At 70.3% G+C, this 16,001-nt stretch carries 14 protein-coding genes and 1 pseudogene; 11 read left to right on the forward strand and 4 right to left on the reverse strand.

Features of this window, described 5'->3' with window-relative positions:
• Positions 1–38: 38 nt before the first annotated feature.
• Positions 39–884 (reverse strand): aldo/keto reductase, encoded by an 846-nt coding sequence (locus ACZ3ZD_RS22640; RefSeq protein WP_467400123.1) that lies wholly within the window; start codon positions 882–884, stop codon positions 39–41.
• A gap of 82 nt (positions 885–966) precedes the next feature.
• On the opposite strand from ACZ3ZD_RS22640, the pseudogene ACZ3ZD_RS22645 reads away from it, so the two are divergent.
• Positions 967–1,595 (forward strand): annotated as a pseudogene (locus ACZ3ZD_RS22645) (LysR substrate-binding domain-containing protein).
• A gap of 45 nt (positions 1,596–1,640) precedes the next feature.
• Here ACZ3ZD_RS22645 and ACZ3ZD_RS22650 read toward each other — a convergent pair.
• Entirely contained in the window at positions 1,641–3,425 is a 1,785-nt protein-coding gene (locus tag ACZ3ZD_RS22650) for a PucR family transcriptional regulator (protein WP_467400125.1), read from the reverse strand.
• Positions 3,426–3,701: 276 nt separating this feature from the next.
• Here ACZ3ZD_RS22650 and dnaK point away from each other — a divergent pair, with 276 nt between their 5' ends.
• From dnaK to ACZ3ZD_RS22690, 8 genes are read left to right on the forward strand one after another with little or no spacing between them, the layout of a single operon-like run.
• Complete coding sequence (dnaK, locus tag ACZ3ZD_RS22655) at positions 3,702–5,603, forward strand: molecular chaperone DnaK (protein ID WP_467400210.1); 1,902 nt, start codon at positions 3,702–3,704, stop codon at positions 5,601–5,603.
• A gap of 8 nt (positions 5,604–5,611) precedes the next feature.
• Positions 5,612–6,220, forward strand: a complete 609-nt coding sequence (locus tag ACZ3ZD_RS22660) for a nucleotide exchange factor GrpE (protein ID WP_467400128.1) — start codon at positions 5,612–5,614, stop codon at positions 6,218–6,220.
• A 6-nt stretch (positions 6,221–6,226) separates the two neighbouring features.
• A complete protein-coding gene (locus ACZ3ZD_RS22665; protein ID WP_467400130.1) occupies positions 6,227–7,180 on the forward strand; it encodes a DnaJ C-terminal domain-containing protein in 954 nt (317 codons plus the stop codon).
• The gene (locus ACZ3ZD_RS22670) at positions 7,177–7,584 is read left to right on the forward strand and encodes a chaperone modulator CbpM (RefSeq protein ID WP_467400132.1); all 408 of its coding nucleotides are present in this window, start codon (positions 7,177–7,179) and stop codon (positions 7,582–7,584) included. The genes ACZ3ZD_RS22665 and ACZ3ZD_RS22670 overlap by 4 nt, the downstream gene beginning before the upstream one ends.
• Positions 7,575–10,214, forward strand: coding sequence for an ATP-dependent chaperone ClpB (gene clpB / locus ACZ3ZD_RS22675; protein WP_467400135.1), 2,640 nt, complete (start codon positions 7,575–7,577; stop codon positions 10,212–10,214). The genes ACZ3ZD_RS22670 and clpB overlap by 10 nt, the downstream gene beginning before the upstream one ends.
• Positions 10,211–10,657: a thioredoxin gene (gene trxA, locus ACZ3ZD_RS22680; RefSeq protein WP_467400137.1), complete on the forward strand. Its 447-nt coding sequence runs from the start codon at positions 10,211–10,213 to the stop codon at positions 10,655–10,657. Before clpB ends, trxA begins: the two co-directional genes overlap by 4 nt.
• A 5-nt stretch (positions 10,658–10,662) precedes the next feature.
• The gene (locus ACZ3ZD_RS22685; RefSeq protein WP_467400139.1) at positions 10,663–10,926 is read left to right on the forward strand and encodes a UBP-type zinc finger domain-containing protein; all 264 of its coding nucleotides are present in this window, start codon (positions 10,663–10,665) and stop codon (positions 10,924–10,926) included.
• Positions 10,926–12,740 (forward strand): FAD-dependent oxidoreductase, encoded by a 1,815-nt coding sequence (locus ACZ3ZD_RS22690; RefSeq protein WP_467400141.1) that lies wholly within the window; start codon positions 10,926–10,928, stop codon positions 12,738–12,740. The genes ACZ3ZD_RS22685 and ACZ3ZD_RS22690 overlap by 1 nt, the downstream gene beginning before the upstream one ends.
• A gap of 124 nt (positions 12,741–12,864) precedes the next feature.
• Here ACZ3ZD_RS22690 and ACZ3ZD_RS22695 read toward each other — a convergent pair whose 3' ends face one another.
• Both ACZ3ZD_RS22695 and ACZ3ZD_RS22700 read right to left on the reverse strand, forming a co-directional pair.
• The gene (locus ACZ3ZD_RS22695) at positions 12,865–13,602 is read right to left on the reverse strand and encodes a hypothetical protein (protein ID WP_467400144.1); all 738 of its coding nucleotides are present in this window, start codon (positions 13,600–13,602) and stop codon (positions 12,865–12,867) included.
• On the reverse strand, positions 13,599–13,928 hold the full coding sequence (locus ACZ3ZD_RS22700) for a hypothetical protein (protein WP_467400146.1): 330 nt from the start codon (positions 13,926–13,928) through the stop codon (positions 13,599–13,601). Before ACZ3ZD_RS22700 ends, ACZ3ZD_RS22695 begins: the two co-directional genes overlap by 4 nt.
• A gap of 24 nt (positions 13,929–13,952) precedes the next feature.
• On the opposite strand from ACZ3ZD_RS22700, the gene ACZ3ZD_RS22705 reads away from it, so the two are divergent.
• Positions 13,953–15,269 carry a sensor histidine kinase gene (locus tag ACZ3ZD_RS22705; protein WP_467400150.1) on the forward strand — a complete coding sequence of 439 codons (1,317 nt, stop codon included), beginning with the start codon at positions 13,953–13,955 and terminating at the stop codon, positions 15,267–15,269.
• A complete protein-coding gene (locus ACZ3ZD_RS22710) occupies positions 15,266–15,958 on the forward strand; it encodes a response regulator (protein ID WP_467400152.1) in 693 nt (230 codons plus the stop codon). The genes ACZ3ZD_RS22705 and ACZ3ZD_RS22710 overlap by 4 nt, the downstream gene beginning before the upstream one ends.
• Positions 15,959–16,001 lie beyond the last annotated feature (43 nt).

Raw genomic sequence — 16,001 nt, forward strand, 5'->3', positions numbered from 1 at the left:
GACACCGCCCCGCACAGGGCGCCGCCCTGTCGACTCCGTCAGAGCATCTCCAGGGGCGTGGGCCCGCTGGGCGGCGGGAACCCGTCGTCGAGAGCGTCGAGCGCCTCGGCAGGAAGGTGGAGGTCCACCGCGCCGCGGTTCTCCCGAACGTGGTCGGGTGATCCGGAACGCGGGATCGCGGCCACCCCCTGTTCCAGCACCCAGGCGAGTGCCACCTGGGCCGGCGTGGCGCCGAGGGCCCGGGCCACGGCACCCAGAGCCTCGCCCTTCAGCAGCCGCCCCTGCTCGATCGGGGAGTAGGCCATGACCGTCACCCCGGCTTCACGGCACCAGGGGAGCAGATCCCACTCGATGCCGCGCCGGGAGACGTTGTACAACACCTGGTCGACGGCCACGGCGTCGCCACCGGGGAGGGCGGTCAGCTCGGCCATGCCGGCGGCGTCCAGATTGCTCACGCCCCAGTAACGGATCTTCCCCGCCTCCATCAGGTCCGTGAAACCCGCAAGGGTCTCCTCGAGTGGCCACCGCCCCCGCCAGTGCAGCAGGTAGAGGTCCAGCCGTTCCGCACGGAGCCGCCGCAGGCTGCCCTCGCAGGCGGCGACGGTGCCCTTCCGGGTGGCGTGGCCGGGTAGCACCTTGCTGACGAGGAAGACCTCCTCCCGGCGTCCCCGCAGGGCCTCCCCGACGAGCTCCTCGGCTGCGCCGTCGCCGTACATCTCCGCCGTGTCGACGACGGTCATACCCAGGTCCACACCCAGCCGCAGCGCGGCGATCTCCTGTTCACGCCGGGCCGGGTCCTCGCCCAGGTACCAGGTGCCCTGCCCGAGCGCCGCGATCTCCTCACCGGAGGGGAGCGCGATCGTTCTGGCCGATTCCACGGACATCCCTGGCCTCCCGGCTACCGCGGATCCGCGTCACGCGCGCCCGCACCGGGTGCCCGGGTACGCGCCTCCCAGACAACCGGTGGTGGACCTGCCTGCGCTCCTCGGGCAGCTGCACGGGCGGCATCCGGCGATCGACGTCCGGCTGCGGCTGGCGACGACCGGATCGGCGGGACTGGCGCGCGCGCTGCGCAGCGGCGAACTGGACGTGGCCTTCCTGTCGCTGCCCGAACGCAAGCCCGCCGGGATCGACGCACGGGAGCCGGCCACCGTGCCGCTCGTCCTGGTGGTGAGTGCCGGCCATCCGCTCGCGCAGCGGGAAAGGTGGCACTTGCGGACCTCGCGGGGGAACCCTTCGTGGACTTCCCGCCGGGCTACGGCAACCGCGGGATGGTCGACCGGGCGTTCGCGGCGGCGGGCGTCTTACGCCGGGTGGCACTGGAAGTGCCCGACATCGACATGGGGGCGGCACTGGTCCGGCACGGTCTGGGCATCGCCTTCCTGCCCGCGTTTCGCCGTTGCCCGCACCCCCGGCCTGCACATCCTGGACGCCATGCTCCGCTGGAGCACGCATCTCGGCACGTCGTCGACCCGGCGGCCCACCGCGGCTCTGCGGGCGCTGCTCGACCTGGTCGACCTCCACGTCATCGCCCTGTGACGTCCGGGCCTTCCCGCCCGCCCCGAGGCCGGTGCCAAAGACCACGCCGGTCATAGCGCCGGCGGTGGCCAACCAAGGCCCCCGTCTTCTGGCGTGAGCCGTCAGCCCGGTCCGCCCAGCACGATCTTCCACACTCGGGTCGCCACCTGGAGGTTCAGCCGAGCCTCGACGTTCGCGAGGTCGTGGCCGCTGAGGTCACGAATGCGCTGGAGCCGATAGCGCAGTGTGCTGCGGTGGATCGCGAGGGAGTCGGCGGTCTCGTCGTAGTTGCCGCCGCAGTCGAAGTACCGGGACAGGGTCTCCACCATGGCCGTGTGGTGCCGGGAGTCGTAGTCGATGAGCTGCCCGAGCCACTCGTCGACGAACGTCTCCAGTTCCCGGTAGTCGTTGCCGGGCCCCAGGATGCGGTAGAGGCCGAGCTCGTCGAAGAACGTCGTGCCGTAGCGCTCGCGGGAGTGGCGGCGCACGTCCAGGGCGCGCTGCGCCTCCTGGTAGTGGTGCGGGATGTCGTTCAGGGAGTCGGAAGGGGCGCTCACCCCGATCGTCCCGGACCGTGTTCCGGTCTCCCGGGCGAGCGCCTCGTACAGCGCGCGGGCGTGCGGCCTCTCGTCGGCGATGAGGACGACGTGGTCGGAGCGGCGGGTCAGCAGCGAGCGCATGCCCACGGCAGAGGCCGCCCGCCCCACGGTCTGTGCGAAGGAGTCGTCGGGGGTCCGGTTCGACCACTGCACCACCACGATGTAGTGGCTGCGGTGCAGGTCGTGTCCGACCGCCTCGGACCGGGCGTAGGCGCTCGGTTCGTCCGTCCCTGCCAGGAGGTCGTCGGCCAGCTCCCGGTGCAGTCTCAGCTCCGTTTCGGCCAGATTGCGCAGGTGCGTCATTTCCAGGGCGAGCGACGCGGCGGCGTGTTCCAGCGCGAGGACGGTGTGCTCGTCGGCTTCGTCCCGGGCATCGACCAGAGCCAGCACGCCCAGGATCTCGCCGTGCGGGCGGATCAGGGTGATCAGCCGGTCCCTGATCCGCACCGGCCCCGTCTCTTTGGCGACGGCGTGCAGCATCTCGTCCTGGCGCACGGGGTCCGGTTCGGGATAGGGGATGGGGCGGCTGGGGCCGGTCCAGGCCTTCAGCCGACCGAAGCGGTCCTCGACCAGCGCGGGAAGTCCGGTGAGCCCGTGCAGTGCGCGGGTGACGGCTTCGTCGCCGCCGCCCGAGGCAGCGACGTCGGCCATGAGAGCGTGAACGGCTCGTTCGTAGCCCAGCTCGGCCACCACAGAGATCAGCTGCCGCTGGAGGGCTGTGCGTTCCTCCCTGAGCCGGCGCAGCTCCAGCTCCTCCTCGCGTTGGCGGCGGTGTGCGAAGACGACTGCCAGTGCAGCAGTGGTGTGCCGCACGAGCAGGGCGAGCAGGGACCGCTCGGCCAGGGTGGGCTGGGAGCGGGAGGACGTGACCACGAGGTAGCCGTGGAGTCCTCCTGGTCCGCGCAGCCCCAGGGCCCGGCCCCAGGGCCTGCCGGCTACGGTCACGTTGCCGTCCTGCCCGGCCAGCTCCCGCACTCTCCGGCCCACGGCCAGGGCATGCGGCTGCCTGTTCCTCGGGCTGGGGACCAGGTCGTCGTCCATCGTGAGGTACCCGGCCTCCGCGCGGTATGGCCCCGCGGCGGCTATGTGGTCCATGGCCAGGCGCAGGATCGCGCCTTCGTCCGGAGCGTCGAACAGGGCGCGGGAGAGCGCGACCAGTTCGTTCAGAGCATGGTCGACCGGGGTGCGAGCTGGCAGGCGGGCCCCCCTGCGCGCGGCAGTGGGGTGCCGCCCGACGCTGACCCGCGGAAGGCTGCCCTTGCGGTCGGAGTAGCGGTGGTACGGACTGTACGCCCGACTGCCGACCATGGGATCACTCCGTCCTTCGGAGATGAGCGGCTTTCGCGTACCCGCTCCCGGGCCGGCTACCCGAGACGTGTGCGTTCTTTGTCTCGTCCTCGTGGGGCGACCGGACCCGCGCATTCCTGACTCGCCAGGCGCAGGCGTGGAGCCACCCGGTTCGTCACCCTGGAGAGTGCTCGAGACCCTCCGCGCCCACCGGTGGGAAACCGGCGGAGTCCCACCCCTACCCGAGCGAACGTGACCGGAGAGTCGACGCAGGCGCTGCACCGGGAGGAGTTCCTCATGGCCAAGGCAGTGGGCATCGACCTGGGCACCACCAACTCGGTGATCGCCGTGTGGGAGGGCGGCGAGCCGTCCGTCGTGCCCAACAGCGAGGGCAACCGCACGACACCCTCCGTGGTGGCCTTCACCGACACCGGGGAACGTCTGGTGGGCCAGCTGGCCCGGCGCCAGGCGATCCTCAACCCCAAGGGCACCATCTACTCGGCCAAGCGGTTCATCGGCCGGCACTTCGACGAGATCTCCGACGAGGCCAGGGCGGTGGCGTACGACGTCGTCGAGGGCGACGGCGGGGCGGCCCGTTTCAAGGTGCGCGACAAGCTGTACGCGCCTGAGGAGATCAGCGCACAGGTGCTGCGCAAACTCGCCGACGACGCGTCCAAGCAGCTGGGGGAGCGGGTCACGGAGGCGGTCATCACGGTGCCGGCCTACTTCAACGACGCTCAGCGCACCGCCACCAAGGACGCCGGACGGATCGCCGGACTGGAGGTGCTGCGGATCATCAACGAGCCGACGGCGGCCGCCCTCGCGTACGGCATGGACAAGAAGGAGCACGAGACCGTCCTCGTCTTCGACCTGGGCGGCGGCACCTTCGACGTGAGCATCCTCGACGTCGGCGACGGCGTGGTGGAGGTGCGCTCCACCGCCGGTGACAGCCACCTCGGCGGCGACGACTTCGACCGGCGTCTGGTGGACCACCTGGCGGACGACTTCCAGAAGGAGAACGGCATCGACCTGCGCAAGGACCCGCAGGCGCTGCAACGACTGTTCGAGGCGGCGGAGAAGGCCAAGACCGAACTCAGTTCGGTGACGCAGACGCAGGTCAGCCTGCCGTTCATCACCGCTGACGCCTCGGGCCCCAAACACCTCACCGACTCGATCATGCGGTCCACGTTCGAGCAGATCACCGGCGACCTGGTGGAGCGTTGCCTGGGACCGGTACAGCAGGCCATGGCCGACGCCAAGGTCGGCGAGAGCGACATCGACGAGGTCATCCTCGTCGGCGGTTCCACCCGCATCCCCGCCGTCCAGGCTCTGGTCCGCCGGCTGACCGGCGGCAAGGAACCCAACATGAGCGTCAACCCCGACGAGGTCGTGGCCCTGGGCGCCGCGATCCAGGCCGGGGTGCTCAAGGGCGAGGTCAAGGACGTCCTGCTGCTCGACGTCACACCCCTGTCGCTGGGCGTGGAGACGCGCGGCGGAGTGATGACGAAGATCATCGAGCGCAACACCACCATCCCCGTGCGCCGCAGCGAGACCTTCTCCACCGCCGAGGACAACCAGCCGGCCGTCGATGTGGTGGTCCTCCAGGGCGAGCGCGAGCGGGCAGCCGACAACCGGGTGCTGGGCCGGTTCCAGCTCACCGACATCCGGCCGGCACCGCGGGGCGAACCACAGATCGAGGTCACCTTCGACATCGACGCCAACGGCATCCTCAACGTCAAGGCCCGCGACCGGGACACCGGCAAGGAACAGGGCATCACCATCAGCGAGAGCTCCAACCTGGACCGCAGTGAGGTCGAACGCATGGTCCAGGAGGCCGAGCGCAACCAGGGTCAGGACCAGGCACTCCGCGAGGCCGTCGACGCCCGCAACGAACTCGACGCCGTCGCGTACCAGGTCGAGAAGCGCCTCGCCGAACTGGGCGACGCGGCGCCCGCCCACGAGAAGGCACGCGCCGACATGCTCGTGTCCGACGCCCGGGCGGCGGTCAAGGAAGAAGCGGGCGTGGAGCGCGCGCGGCCTCTGACCTCCGAACTGCAGCAGGTACTCGCCGGGCTGGCGGCCCATCAGGGCGCCGCCGCCACGGGCGGCGGTCCCGGCCAGGACACCGCCACCGACGGTCCCCCGAGTGGCGGTGGCGGTGAAGATGACGTCATCGACGCCGAGTTCGACAAGAGCTGAGGCGCGCCATGCCCACCCACCCCCAGGAGCCCGGCCGGGCCGCGTCGGATCCGGACGCACGGGCCCCGGAAGCCGCCGGACCTCCTCCTCGCGCGGATCTGCCCCCGCCGGCCCCGCCCCGGCCCGCAGCGGCGAACGGCGAACCGGGGCCGGATGCCGCCGGCCCCGTGCCTGCCGAGGACGAATACCCGACCGCGATCCAGGAACTGGAGGACCGCTGGCGGCGCGCACTCGCCGACCTCGACAACCTTCGCAAGCGTCACGCCAGGGAACTGGAGCGCGAACGGGCGGTCGAGCGGTCCCGCACGGCGGCCGCCTTCCTACCCGTCCTCGACAACCTCGAACGCGCCCTGACCCACGCCGGCGCCGATCCGGGCGCGATCGTGGAGGGCGTCCGGGCCGTACGCGACCAGGCGGTGAACGTCCTCGAACTGCTTGGCTACCCGCGGCACGCGGAGACCGGCGTCGCCTTCGACCCGGCCCGGCACGAGGTGGTCGGCGTCGTCCAGGACCCCGACGCCCCGCCGGGCACCGTCGTCGAGGTGCTGCGCCCCGGCTACGGGGACGGCGAACGGCAGCTCAGGCCCGCCGCCGTGACGGTCGCGAAGCGGGAGTGACCGGTCATGGCACGGGACCTCTACGAGGTGCTGGGCGTGTCGCGGACCGCGAGCCAGGACGAGATCCAGCAGGCGTATCGCAAACTCGCCCGCAGGTACCACCCGGACGTCAACAAGGACCCCGAAGCGGAGGAGCGTTTCAAGGACCTCAACGAGGCGTACAGCGTCCTGTCCGATCCCAGGACCCGGGCCCGCTACGACCGCTTCGGCGAGGATTTCCGGAAGATCCCCGAGGACTTCGACGGACGGGTCGCGGCGGGAGCGGGCGGCGGCTTCCGCGCTCGGAGGACCGCGGGCGGTGGCGGTCCTCGCGTCCGGTACGCCACCGGCTTCGGCGACGACTTCGGCGCGGAGGGCATCGACATCGAGGACCTGCTCGGCTCCATGTTCGGAGCCGGCGCCACCCGAGGCGGCGTCCCCGGAGCGGACCAGGAGGCGGAACTGCCGCTCACTGTCGAGGAGGCGTACCGAGGCGGCCGGCGCACCGTCACACTCGCCGGTCCCACCGGCCAGCCGCGGCGGTACGAGGTCGACGTGCCGCCGGGCGTCACCGACGGGCAGCGCATCCGGCTGGCGGGTGAGGGTGGCCGGGGCAGTGGTGACGCCGCCGCGGGCGACCTGTACCTGCGGGTGCGTGTCCGGCCCCACCCCCGGTTCCGGTTGGACGGCCGTGACGTGCACGTCCAGGTCCCGGTCGCCCCGTGGGAGGCGGCCCTGGGCGCGACCGTGCCGGTGCCCACGCCCGGCGGCGGCACGGCGAAGGTCACGGTGCCCGCGGGCTCGTCCAGCGGCCGGCGGCTGCGGCTGCGCGGCGAGGGCATGCCGAACCCGCGGGGCGCGGACGGCGACCTGTACGCCGAACTTCGCGTCATGGTGCCTCCCGCCCTCGGCGACCGGGAGCGCGAACTGTTCGAGGAGCTCGCCGCCACTTCCTCGTTCGACCCCAGGAGGATGCGATGAACGACCGATCCGCGGGAGCGGGGGGCATCGGCCGGGCCGGCGTGGGCGCCCGTCCGGTACGAGCGGACGCCGACATCACCGCCTCGACGGCTGTCCGGTACGCGCTCGTCCCCGTCCCCAGGCTCTCCCTGGCCGCCGTGGCCCTTCGCTCGGGCCTCCACCCCGATCTGATCCGCCGCTTCGTCGCCCTCGGCCTGGTCGACGCCGAACGCGACTCCGCGGGGCGACTGGTGTTCGACCCCACGGCCCCGGCGGTTCTCGCCCGTGTCCAGCGGCTGCGCACCGGACTCTGCCTCAACTACGCATCCATCGGTCTGGTGCTCGACCTGCTCGACCGCATCAGCCTGCTCGAAGCCGCCCTGCGCGGCCGCGGCACGAGGAGGGAAACACCCCCATGGACATGAACCGTCTCACCCAGAAGTCCCAGGAAGCCCTCCAGGAGGCCCAGAGCGCGGCCGTCGGCATGGGGCAGACCGAGGTCGACGGGGAACACCTGCTGCTCGCGCTTCTCGATCAGGAGGACGGTCTGATCCCACGGTTGCTGCGACAGGCCGGCACCGAGCCGAAGGAGCTGCGCGCGGCCGTGCGCGAGGAACTCTCCCGCCGCCCGAAGGTCACCGGTCCCGGCGCGGCACCCGGCCAGGTCTTCGTCACCCAGCGCCTGTCCCGCCTGCTCGACGCCGCCGAGCGGGAGGCCAGACGCCTCAAGGACGAGTACGTGTCCGTGGAGCACCTCCTGCTCGCCCTGGCCGAGGAGGGCTCGGCGACCGCCGCCGGACGCCTGCTCAAGGAGAACGGCGTGACCCGGGATTCGTTCCTGAGCGCGCTCACCCAGGTCCGCGGCAACCAGCGCGTCACCTCCGCCAACCCCGAAGTGGCCTATGAGGCTCTGGAGAAGTACGGCCGCGACCTGGTCCTCGAGGCCCGGTCCGGGCGGCTGGACCCGGTCATCGGCCGTGATGCGGAGATCCGCCGCGTCACCCAGATCCTCAGCCGCAAGACCAAGAACAACCCCGTCCTCATCGGCGATCCCGGCGTCGGCAAGACCGCCATCGTCGAGGGCCTGGCCCAGCGCATCGTGCGCGGCGACGTCCCCGAGGGCCTGCGCGACAAGACGGTGTTCGCTCTCGACATGGGCTCCCTGGTCGCCGGCGCCAAGTACCGCGGCGAGTTCGAGGAACGCCTCAAGGCCGTGCTGTCCGAGGTGAAGGCCGCCCAGGGGCGCATCCTGCTCTTCGTCGACGAACTGCACACCGTCGTCGGCGCGGGCGCCGCCGAAGGGGCCATGGACGCGGGCAACATGCTCAAGCCGATGCTCGCCCGTGGCGAACTCCACATGATCGGCGCCACCACCCTCGACGAGTACCGCAAGCACATCGAGAAGGACGCCGCCCTGGAACGCCGCTTCCAGCAGGTGCTGGTCGACGAGCCGAGCGTGGAGGACACCATCTCCATCCTGCGCGGACTGCGCGAACGCCTGGAGGTCTTCCACGGCGTGAAGATCCAGGACACCGCGCTGGTCTCCGCGGCCACCCTCAGCCACCGCTACATCACCGACCGGTTCCTGCCCGACAAGGCCATCGACCTCGTCGACGAGGCGTGCGCCCGGCTGCGTACCGAGATCGACTCGATGCCCGCCGAACTCGACGAGATCACCCGCCGCGTCACCCGCCTGGAGATCGAGGAAGCGGCCCTGTCCAAGGAGACCGACGCCGCCAGCAGAACGCGCCTGGAGGAACTGCGCAGGGAACTGGCCGACCTGCGCGGCGAGGCCGACGCCAAACACGCACAGTGGGAGGCCGAACGGCAGGCCATCCGCCGCGTGCAGGAACTGCGCCAGGAACTGGAGCAGGTCCGCCACGAGGCGGAGGAGGCCGAACGCGCCTACGACCTCAACCGCGCCGCCGAACTCCGCTACGGCCGCCTCCAGGACCTGGAGCGCCGGCTGAAGGCCGAGGAGGAGCAACTGGCCGCCAAGCAGGGGCGGAACCGGCTGCTGCGCGAGGTCGTCACCGAGGAGGAGATCGCCGAGATCGTCGCCGCCTGGACCGGTATCCCCGTCGCCCGCCTCCAGGAGGGCGAACGCGAGAAACTGCTGCGCCTCGACGAGATCCTGCGCGAGCGCGTCATCGGCCAGGACGAGGCCGTCAAACTCGTCGCCGACGCCATCATCCGCGCCCGCTCCGGCATCCGCGACCCGCGCCGCCCCATCGGCTCGTTCATCTTCCTCGGCCCCACCGGCGTCGGGAAGACCGAGCTGGCCAAGACCCTCGCGGCGGCCCTGTTCGACTCCGAGGAGAACATGGTCCGCCTCGACATGAGTGAGTACCAGGAGCGGCACACCGTCAGCCGGCTCATGGGCGCACCACCCGGATACGTCGGCTACGAGGAGGGCGGCCAGCTCACCGAGGCCGTCCGTCGCAAGCCGTACTCGGTCGTGCTGTTCGACGAGATCGAGAAGGCGCACACCGATGTCTTCAACACCCTGCTGCAGGTCCTCGACGACGGCCGCATCACCGATGCCCAGGGCCGCACCGTCGACTTCCGCAACACCGTGATCATCATGACGTCCAACATCGGCTCCGAGTACCTCCTCGACGGCGCCACCGCCGACGGTGAGATCAAGCCGGATGCCCGCGCCCTGGTGATGGGCGAGCTGCGCGGGCACTTCCGCCCGGAGTTCCTCAACCGCGTCGACGACATCGTGCTGTTCAAGCCGCTCGGTGAGCGGCAGATCGAGCGGATCGTGGAGCTGCAGTTCGACGAACTGCGCCGCCGCCTCGCCGAACGTCGCATAACCGTCGAACTCACCCAAGCAGCCCGGCAGTTGATTGCTCACCAGGGCTACGACCCGGTGTACGGGGCACGGCCGCTGCGCCGCTACATCTCCCACGAGGTCGAGACGATGGTCGGGCGCGCCCTGCTGCGCGGTGACGTCCAGGACGGCGCGACGGTCCATGTCGACGCCGAACACGGAGAGCTGGTGGTCACCTACGACCGGCCCGAGGACGTGAAGGGAGCGCGGGCGGCATGAGCACGATGCAGGCGACGACCGTCAGTTGTCCCCACTGCGGGCGCACCAACCGGGTGCCCGTGGCCGCGGAGGGCCGCCCGAGGTGCGGCCACTGCAAGCAGCCCCTTCCGTGGATGGTGGACGCGGGCGACGCCGACTTCACCGAGGTCGCCGAGCGGGCCGATGTCCCCGTCGTGGTCGACCTGTGGGCCACCTGGTGCGGCCCCTGCCGCATGGTCAGCCCCGCACTGGAGAAGGTCGCCACCGATCTCGCCGGCCGAATCAAACTCGTCAAGGTCGACGTCGACAAGAACCCGCGACTGTCGCAGCGTTTCGAGGTCCAGGTCGTACCGACACTGCTGATCCTCGACCGAGGCGAGACGGTCGCCCGGCAGGCGGGGGCGGCGCCCGCCCCCGCTCTTCGCTGGTGGGTGGAACAGTCGATCACCGCCCGGAAAGGGTGATCCGGATGACCCTGCACGCAGACCCCCACCTCGCGCTTGTCCGGCCGGTCCAGCCGCTGACCCCACAAGGGTGTCAGGAGTGTCTGTTGCTCGGCTCCCCGTGGGTCCACCTGAGGCTCTGCCTGACCTGCGGGCACGTCGGCTGCTGCGACTCCTCGCCGAACAAGCACGCGCGCAAGCACGCAGCTGCCGTCGCCCATCCGATCGTGCGGTCGTTCCAGCCCGGCGAGGAATGGCGCTGGTGCTACGTTCACGAGGCGTTCGTCTGATGTCCGGCGACCAGTCGCTGCCGGGCGCAGAACCGGTGCCGGAGAAAGCGGACGAGGCCGCCTTCTGGGAGACCCCGGACACCTACGGCGCGTACCCGCGCCTCACGGAGGACCAGACAGCACGTCTGGCGGAGCACGGGCAACGCCGGAACATGGCTCCGAACGACGTGCTGATCCGGGAGGGGGAGCGCTGCGAGACGTTCCTCGTCGTCCTCAGCGGTACCGTCGCCGTCCTCGAGGACTACGGCACTCCCGAGGAGCACGTGCTGCGCGTGCACGGCCCCGGTCGCTTCATCGGCGAACTCGGCCTGCTGCACGGACAAGTGGCCTTCTACACCGCTGTCGCCAGGGAACCGGGCGAGGTCCTCGTCGTCTCCTTGGACCGGTTGCGCCACCTGGTGTCCCAGGACTCCACCCTCGGGGACATCGTGCTGCGCGCCTGTCTGTGCCGTCGCGCGCTGCTCGTCGGACAGGGCGCCGGCTTCCGCATCATCGGCTCGCGCTACTCGCCCGACACCAGACGGCTGCGCGAGTTCGCCGTCCGCAACCGGCTGCCGCACCGCTGGATCGACCTGGAGACCGACAAGGAGGCCGAGGAACTGCTGCGCCGCTTCGGCGTCGGCCCGGCGGAGACACCACTCGTCATCTGGCGGGACACCACCCTGTTGCGCAACCCCAGCAACGCGGAACTGGCCCGGCTCATCGGCCTGCCGTCACTACCCGCGGGAAACCGTCACGGCGACGTCCTCATCGTGGGCTCCGGACCCGCCGGCCTCGCTGCCGCGGTGTACGCGGCCTCCGAGGGCCTGAGCACCACGGTGGTGGAGGCGATGGCCACCGGCGGCCAGGCCGGCACGTCGTCCCGCATCGAGAATCTGCTCGGCTTCCCCTCCGGCATCTCCGGCGCCGAACTCACCGAACGCGCCGTGCTCCAGGCCGACAAGTTCGGCGCCAGGATCAGCCTTCCGCTGGAGGCGACCGGCCTCCATCCCAAGAACGACGACCACTACGTCGTGGCGTTCGCCGACGGCAGCGAGATCGCCGCCCGCGCCGTCGTCCTGGCCATGGGTGCCCGCTACCGCCGGCTCCAGGTGCCCGGCATCGAACGCCTGGAGGGAACGAGCGTGCACTACTCGGCGACCGTCTACGAGGCCCAGCAGTGCCGCACCGACCCGGTGGCCGTCGTCGGCGGAGGCAACTCGGCGGGCCAGGCGGTGCTGTTCCTCGCCGGGTACGCGCCGAAGGTGCACCTGCTGGTCCGAGGAGCCAGCCTCGAGGCCAACATGTCCCGCTACCTGGTCGACCAGGTCGAGCGCCATCCGCGGGTGGAGGTCATGCTGCACACCGAGGTCACCGAGGTCATCGGCCGGGACGTGCTGGAGGAGCTCGACGTGGTCGACAACCGCACGGGCGGGCACCGTCGGCTCGCGGTACGGAGCCTTTTCGTCTTCACCGGCGCCGAACCTCACACCGAGTGGCTCGCCGGCATCATCGCCCTCGACTCCCGCGGCTTCGTCCTCACCGGGCCGGAGGCCCAGGAAGCCTGTGCCCACCCCGAGGTGTGGCACGGCCGCGGGCGCCCGTGCATGACCCTGGAGACCAGCCTGCCGGGGATCTTCGCGGTAGGGGACGTGCGTAGCGGCTCGGTCAAGCGGGTGGCCTCCGCGGCCGGTGAGGGCGCGATGGCCATCCACTTCGTGCACCGGCACCTGGGGCACTCGGCCGTACCCGGCACCACGGGCACGTCAGCTGTCGCGGGCCATTCGGACGTCTCCCCACGCATCCGTCACAAGGAGTCCGCGTGGCTCGCATGACGCGTGGCGGACGATGACATCACGAGAAGGAAGAAGGAGGCGATGGCGACGGCCGTGCCGGTCCGGCGCCATCGTGAAGGTCGGCCCGAAGAAACTCACCCGGATCAAGAACTACGCCCACCCGTCAAGTCAGCATGCGCGCCCGGTTTTTACGAGCCCGGTGGATGCCCAGACCGATGAAGCCGACCCAGACCAGAGTGATCAGACCGACGAGGGCATCCGCGCCCCACCCGTTGACGGCGTAGAAGTGGGTGGCGTCCATGCCGAAGTAGAGCGACGGGATGGCCAGCAGGTTGATGACTCCGACGACGATGGCACCGCGCAGGGTCCACCGTGGCACCATCGGTGACGCGGCTGTCGCGAACTGCTGCGCGCCACGGGCGAACCCGAGGAAGAACATCGCGATCCACAGGTGCGCGATCGGACCGTGAGCCAATGCCATGGCCGCCGCCAAAGGGCCGTCCGTGGTCGGGTCCATCCCTCGATCCGGGAAGGCCAGGGGAGTTCCGGCCTCGAGCGAGGTGGCGAAGAGGATCACCGCGACGTAGGTGAGCAGCGACACGATGGCGAGTTGACCGGCGAGGGCACGCCGGCCCGTGCCGTCCCTGGGAAACAGGCGTGCCAGAGCAACCCCGAACGCCGTCAGCCCAGCCATGATCATCAGCGTGAGCAGGCTGCGCGTCAGGACGTTCCACTGCGGAGGCGGTCCCGAGTAGACGAAGTACAGGGCCACCATCGGCACCGAGAGGGCACCCACTGCCATCCCCGCCCGGCCGGCGAACGTGGTGGTGGGCAGGTCGGATGCATCGGCTGCGTGACGAGACGGGGCAGACGGGTTCTGCGGGGTCGATGGCGTGGTCACAGTGACTCCCGGGTGGCGTCGTCGGTACGGAGGTTTCGGGTCTGGAGGCGGTGCGATGAACCTGCGCGTGGCCACTGGCCGCGTATATGGTCCACGGACAGCAGCGCAGCGTTGATGAGGAGGGCGCTGCCGGGCGTCCACAGCCACCACGGACCGTCGAGTTGAGTGCGGAAGATGCCCATCAGCAACCAGGCGATGATCTGCACGACGGTCGCGAAGGCGGCCATCGTGGTGACGGCGAAGCGGGTCCGGGTCGTGGAGCGCTGGTCGGGCGGGTCCAGCCCGAGCAGCGTCATCAGGTACTGGCGAGGATGTGTGGTGTTCATGCCCTCAACCATGTCGGCCGGCCGATGGCCAAACGTCTGCCGATCGGGCCCGATCGAGTCCACGAACGGCCGACACCTTCTACGACTTTCGTTGACTGCTTCGTCGAGGCGCCGGCCGTCTACAGTGGTCCGGTGTCGTCTCCTCCTCTCGCCGTCGCCGGCGGTCGCAGCGACGAGACCCCGGTGCGTGGAGGGGCGTGGATCGAGCGCGGCCGGTCGGCGTTGCTTGTTCTCTCCTCGTTCGCCGGTGGCCTCGCCATGCTCTTCCTGGTCCTCGAGCAACGCCCGGGAGGAGGGTGGCGCGTCCTCGACATCTCGGTGGGCGCGGTCGCGAGTCTCGTGCTGCTGGTCCGTTACCGTGCTCCGGTCGTGGTCGGTCTGGTGATGGCGGTCGCCGGGGCGTTCTGCGCCACCGCTGGTGTGGCCAACTACGTGGCTCTGTTCGCCGTGGCACGCAGCCGACGCATCGAAGAGGCGTTCATCGTGGCGCTGGCCGATATCGCCGGCGCCCTGGTCTTCTGGCTGCTGTATCCGGCCAACTCCGTGCTGAGCCTCACCGTGGTGGTCAACACCGCGATCGCACTCGCCGTCGTGGCCTGGGGCGCGCTGCAGCAGAAGCAGCAGGACCTGGTCGCGGTCTACCGGGACCGAGCAGCCCGTATCGAGCGCGAGCGAGAGCAGCGTGCGGAACAGATCCAGATGGCCGAGCGCGCCAGAATCGCCCGGGACATGCACGACTCGGTCGCGCACTACATCTCGCTGATCGCGCTCTACGCGGGCGGGCTCGCGGTCGCCGGGGACAACGCCAGAAATGTCGGCACCACAGCCGCGACGATTCGCACGACCGCGATCAGCGCACTCGACGAGCTGCGCACGGTGATCGGCATACTGCGCGACGGCACCGTCGTGACACCGCGAAGCTCCGAGCACGAGCACACCGTCGCGGGATTGATCGACGAAGCCAGACAAGCCGGTCAGTTGATCGTCGCGCGCCTCGACCTGCCCGACACCAGCGGCAACACCGGCAGCACAGCCGCGCTGCAGGGATCCCCGAACGCCGAGCACATCTACCGGGTCGTGCAAGAGGGGCTGACCAACGCGCGCAAGCACGCCCCTGGCGCACTGGTAACGGTGCATGTTCGCCGCGAGGACGGTGATGCCGTCATCACGATCACCAACCCGATCGAAGAATCCGAGTCGGCATTGCCCGGAGCCGGCGCCGGGCTGAGCGGTCTCGTCGAACGGATCGCCACCGTGGGAGGCGTCGTTGAACACGAGGCCGTCGACCGCGGTGAGAACGCCCACGAGTTCCGACTGTCTTCGCGGGTGCCCCTGCGATGACCACCTCTCCCTCTTCAGGCAGCATCCCCGGCGCACCCACGTCGGTGCTCATCGTCGATGACGACGCGATGGTCCGGGCCGGGCTGTCGATGGTCCTGTCGGTGGACCCCACCATCACCATCGTCGCCGAGGCGTCCGGCGGAGCCGAGGCCGTCATCGCGGCAACGCAGCACCGGCCCGAGGTCGTGCTGATGGATCTGCAGATGCCGGAGATGGACGGCGTCGAGGCCACCCGCCGTGTCCGTGCGGTGATGCCGTCGGTCGCGGTGTTGATGCTGACCACCTTCCACCTGGACACACACGTCCTCGACGCACTGCAGGCCGGCGCGAGCGGATATCTACTCAAAGATGTCGCGCCGCAGGAGCTCTGCCACGCGATTCACCTGGCCGCAGCAGGGGAGTCCGCGTTCTCGGCAACGATCACCCGCCAACTCGTGGCACGCCACACTCGCGCAGCCAACGACTCCTCCACCGCCAAAGCGCAGCAGACACTGGAGGCGCTCACCGATCGAGAACGCGCCGTCGCCGAGGCCGTCGCTGAAGGCGCTTCCAACGCGACCATCGCGAAAGCCCTCTTCATGAGCGAAGGCACAGTCAAGACGCACATCTCCCGCGCGCTCACCAAGACCGGCTTGGACAACCGGGTCCAGCTGGCACTCATGGTCTTCCAGGCACAGCAGAACTCCTGAAAGAGAGTTCTGCCCTGGCGAGGACGTCTGATAACTGAGCCTC

The organism is Streptomyces sp. NPDC023481, assembly GCF_055560195.1.

Bases quoted from the DNA above. Each gene is read 5' to 3' on its own strand.
- ACZ3ZD_RS22640 (WP_467400123.1), bottom strand. From the start codon at position 884: ATGTCCGTGGAATCGGCCAGAACGATCGCGCTCCCCTCCGGTGAGGAG.
- ACZ3ZD_RS22650 (WP_467400125.1), bottom strand. From the start codon at position 3,425: ATGGTCGGCAGTCGGGCGTACAGTCCGTACCACCGCTACTCCGACCGC.
- dnaK (WP_467400210.1), top strand. From the start codon at position 3,702: ATGGCCAAGGCAGTGGGCATCGACCTGGGCACCACCAACTCGGTGATC.
- ACZ3ZD_RS22660 (WP_467400128.1), top strand. From the start codon at position 5,612: ATGCCCACCCACCCCCAGGAGCCCGGCCGGGCCGCGTCGGATCCGGAC.
- ACZ3ZD_RS22665 (WP_467400130.1), top strand. From the start codon at position 6,227: ATGGCACGGGACCTCTACGAGGTGCTGGGCGTGTCGCGGACCGCGAGC.
- ACZ3ZD_RS22670 (WP_467400132.1), top strand. From the start codon at position 7,177: ATGAACGACCGATCCGCGGGAGCGGGGGGCATCGGCCGGGCCGGCGTG.
- clpB (WP_467400135.1), top strand. From the start codon at position 7,575: ATGGACATGAACCGTCTCACCCAGAAGTCCCAGGAAGCCCTCCAGGAG.
- trxA (WP_467400137.1), top strand. From the start codon at position 10,211: ATGAGCACGATGCAGGCGACGACCGTCAGTTGTCCCCACTGCGGGCGC.
- ACZ3ZD_RS22685 (WP_467400139.1), top strand. From the start codon at position 10,663: ATGACCCTGCACGCAGACCCCCACCTCGCGCTTGTCCGGCCGGTCCAG.
- ACZ3ZD_RS22690 (WP_467400141.1), top strand. From the start codon at position 10,926: ATGTCCGGCGACCAGTCGCTGCCGGGCGCAGAACCGGTGCCGGAGAAA.
- ACZ3ZD_RS22700 (WP_467400146.1), bottom strand. From the start codon at position 13,928: ATGAACACCACACATCCTCGCCAGTACCTGATGACGCTGCTCGGGCTG.
- ACZ3ZD_RS22705 (WP_467400150.1), top strand. From the start codon at position 13,953: ATGGCCAAACGTCTGCCGATCGGGCCCGATCGAGTCCACGAACGGCCG.
- ACZ3ZD_RS22710 (WP_467400152.1), top strand. From the start codon at position 15,266: ATGACCACCTCTCCCTCTTCAGGCAGCATCCCCGGCGCACCCACGTCG.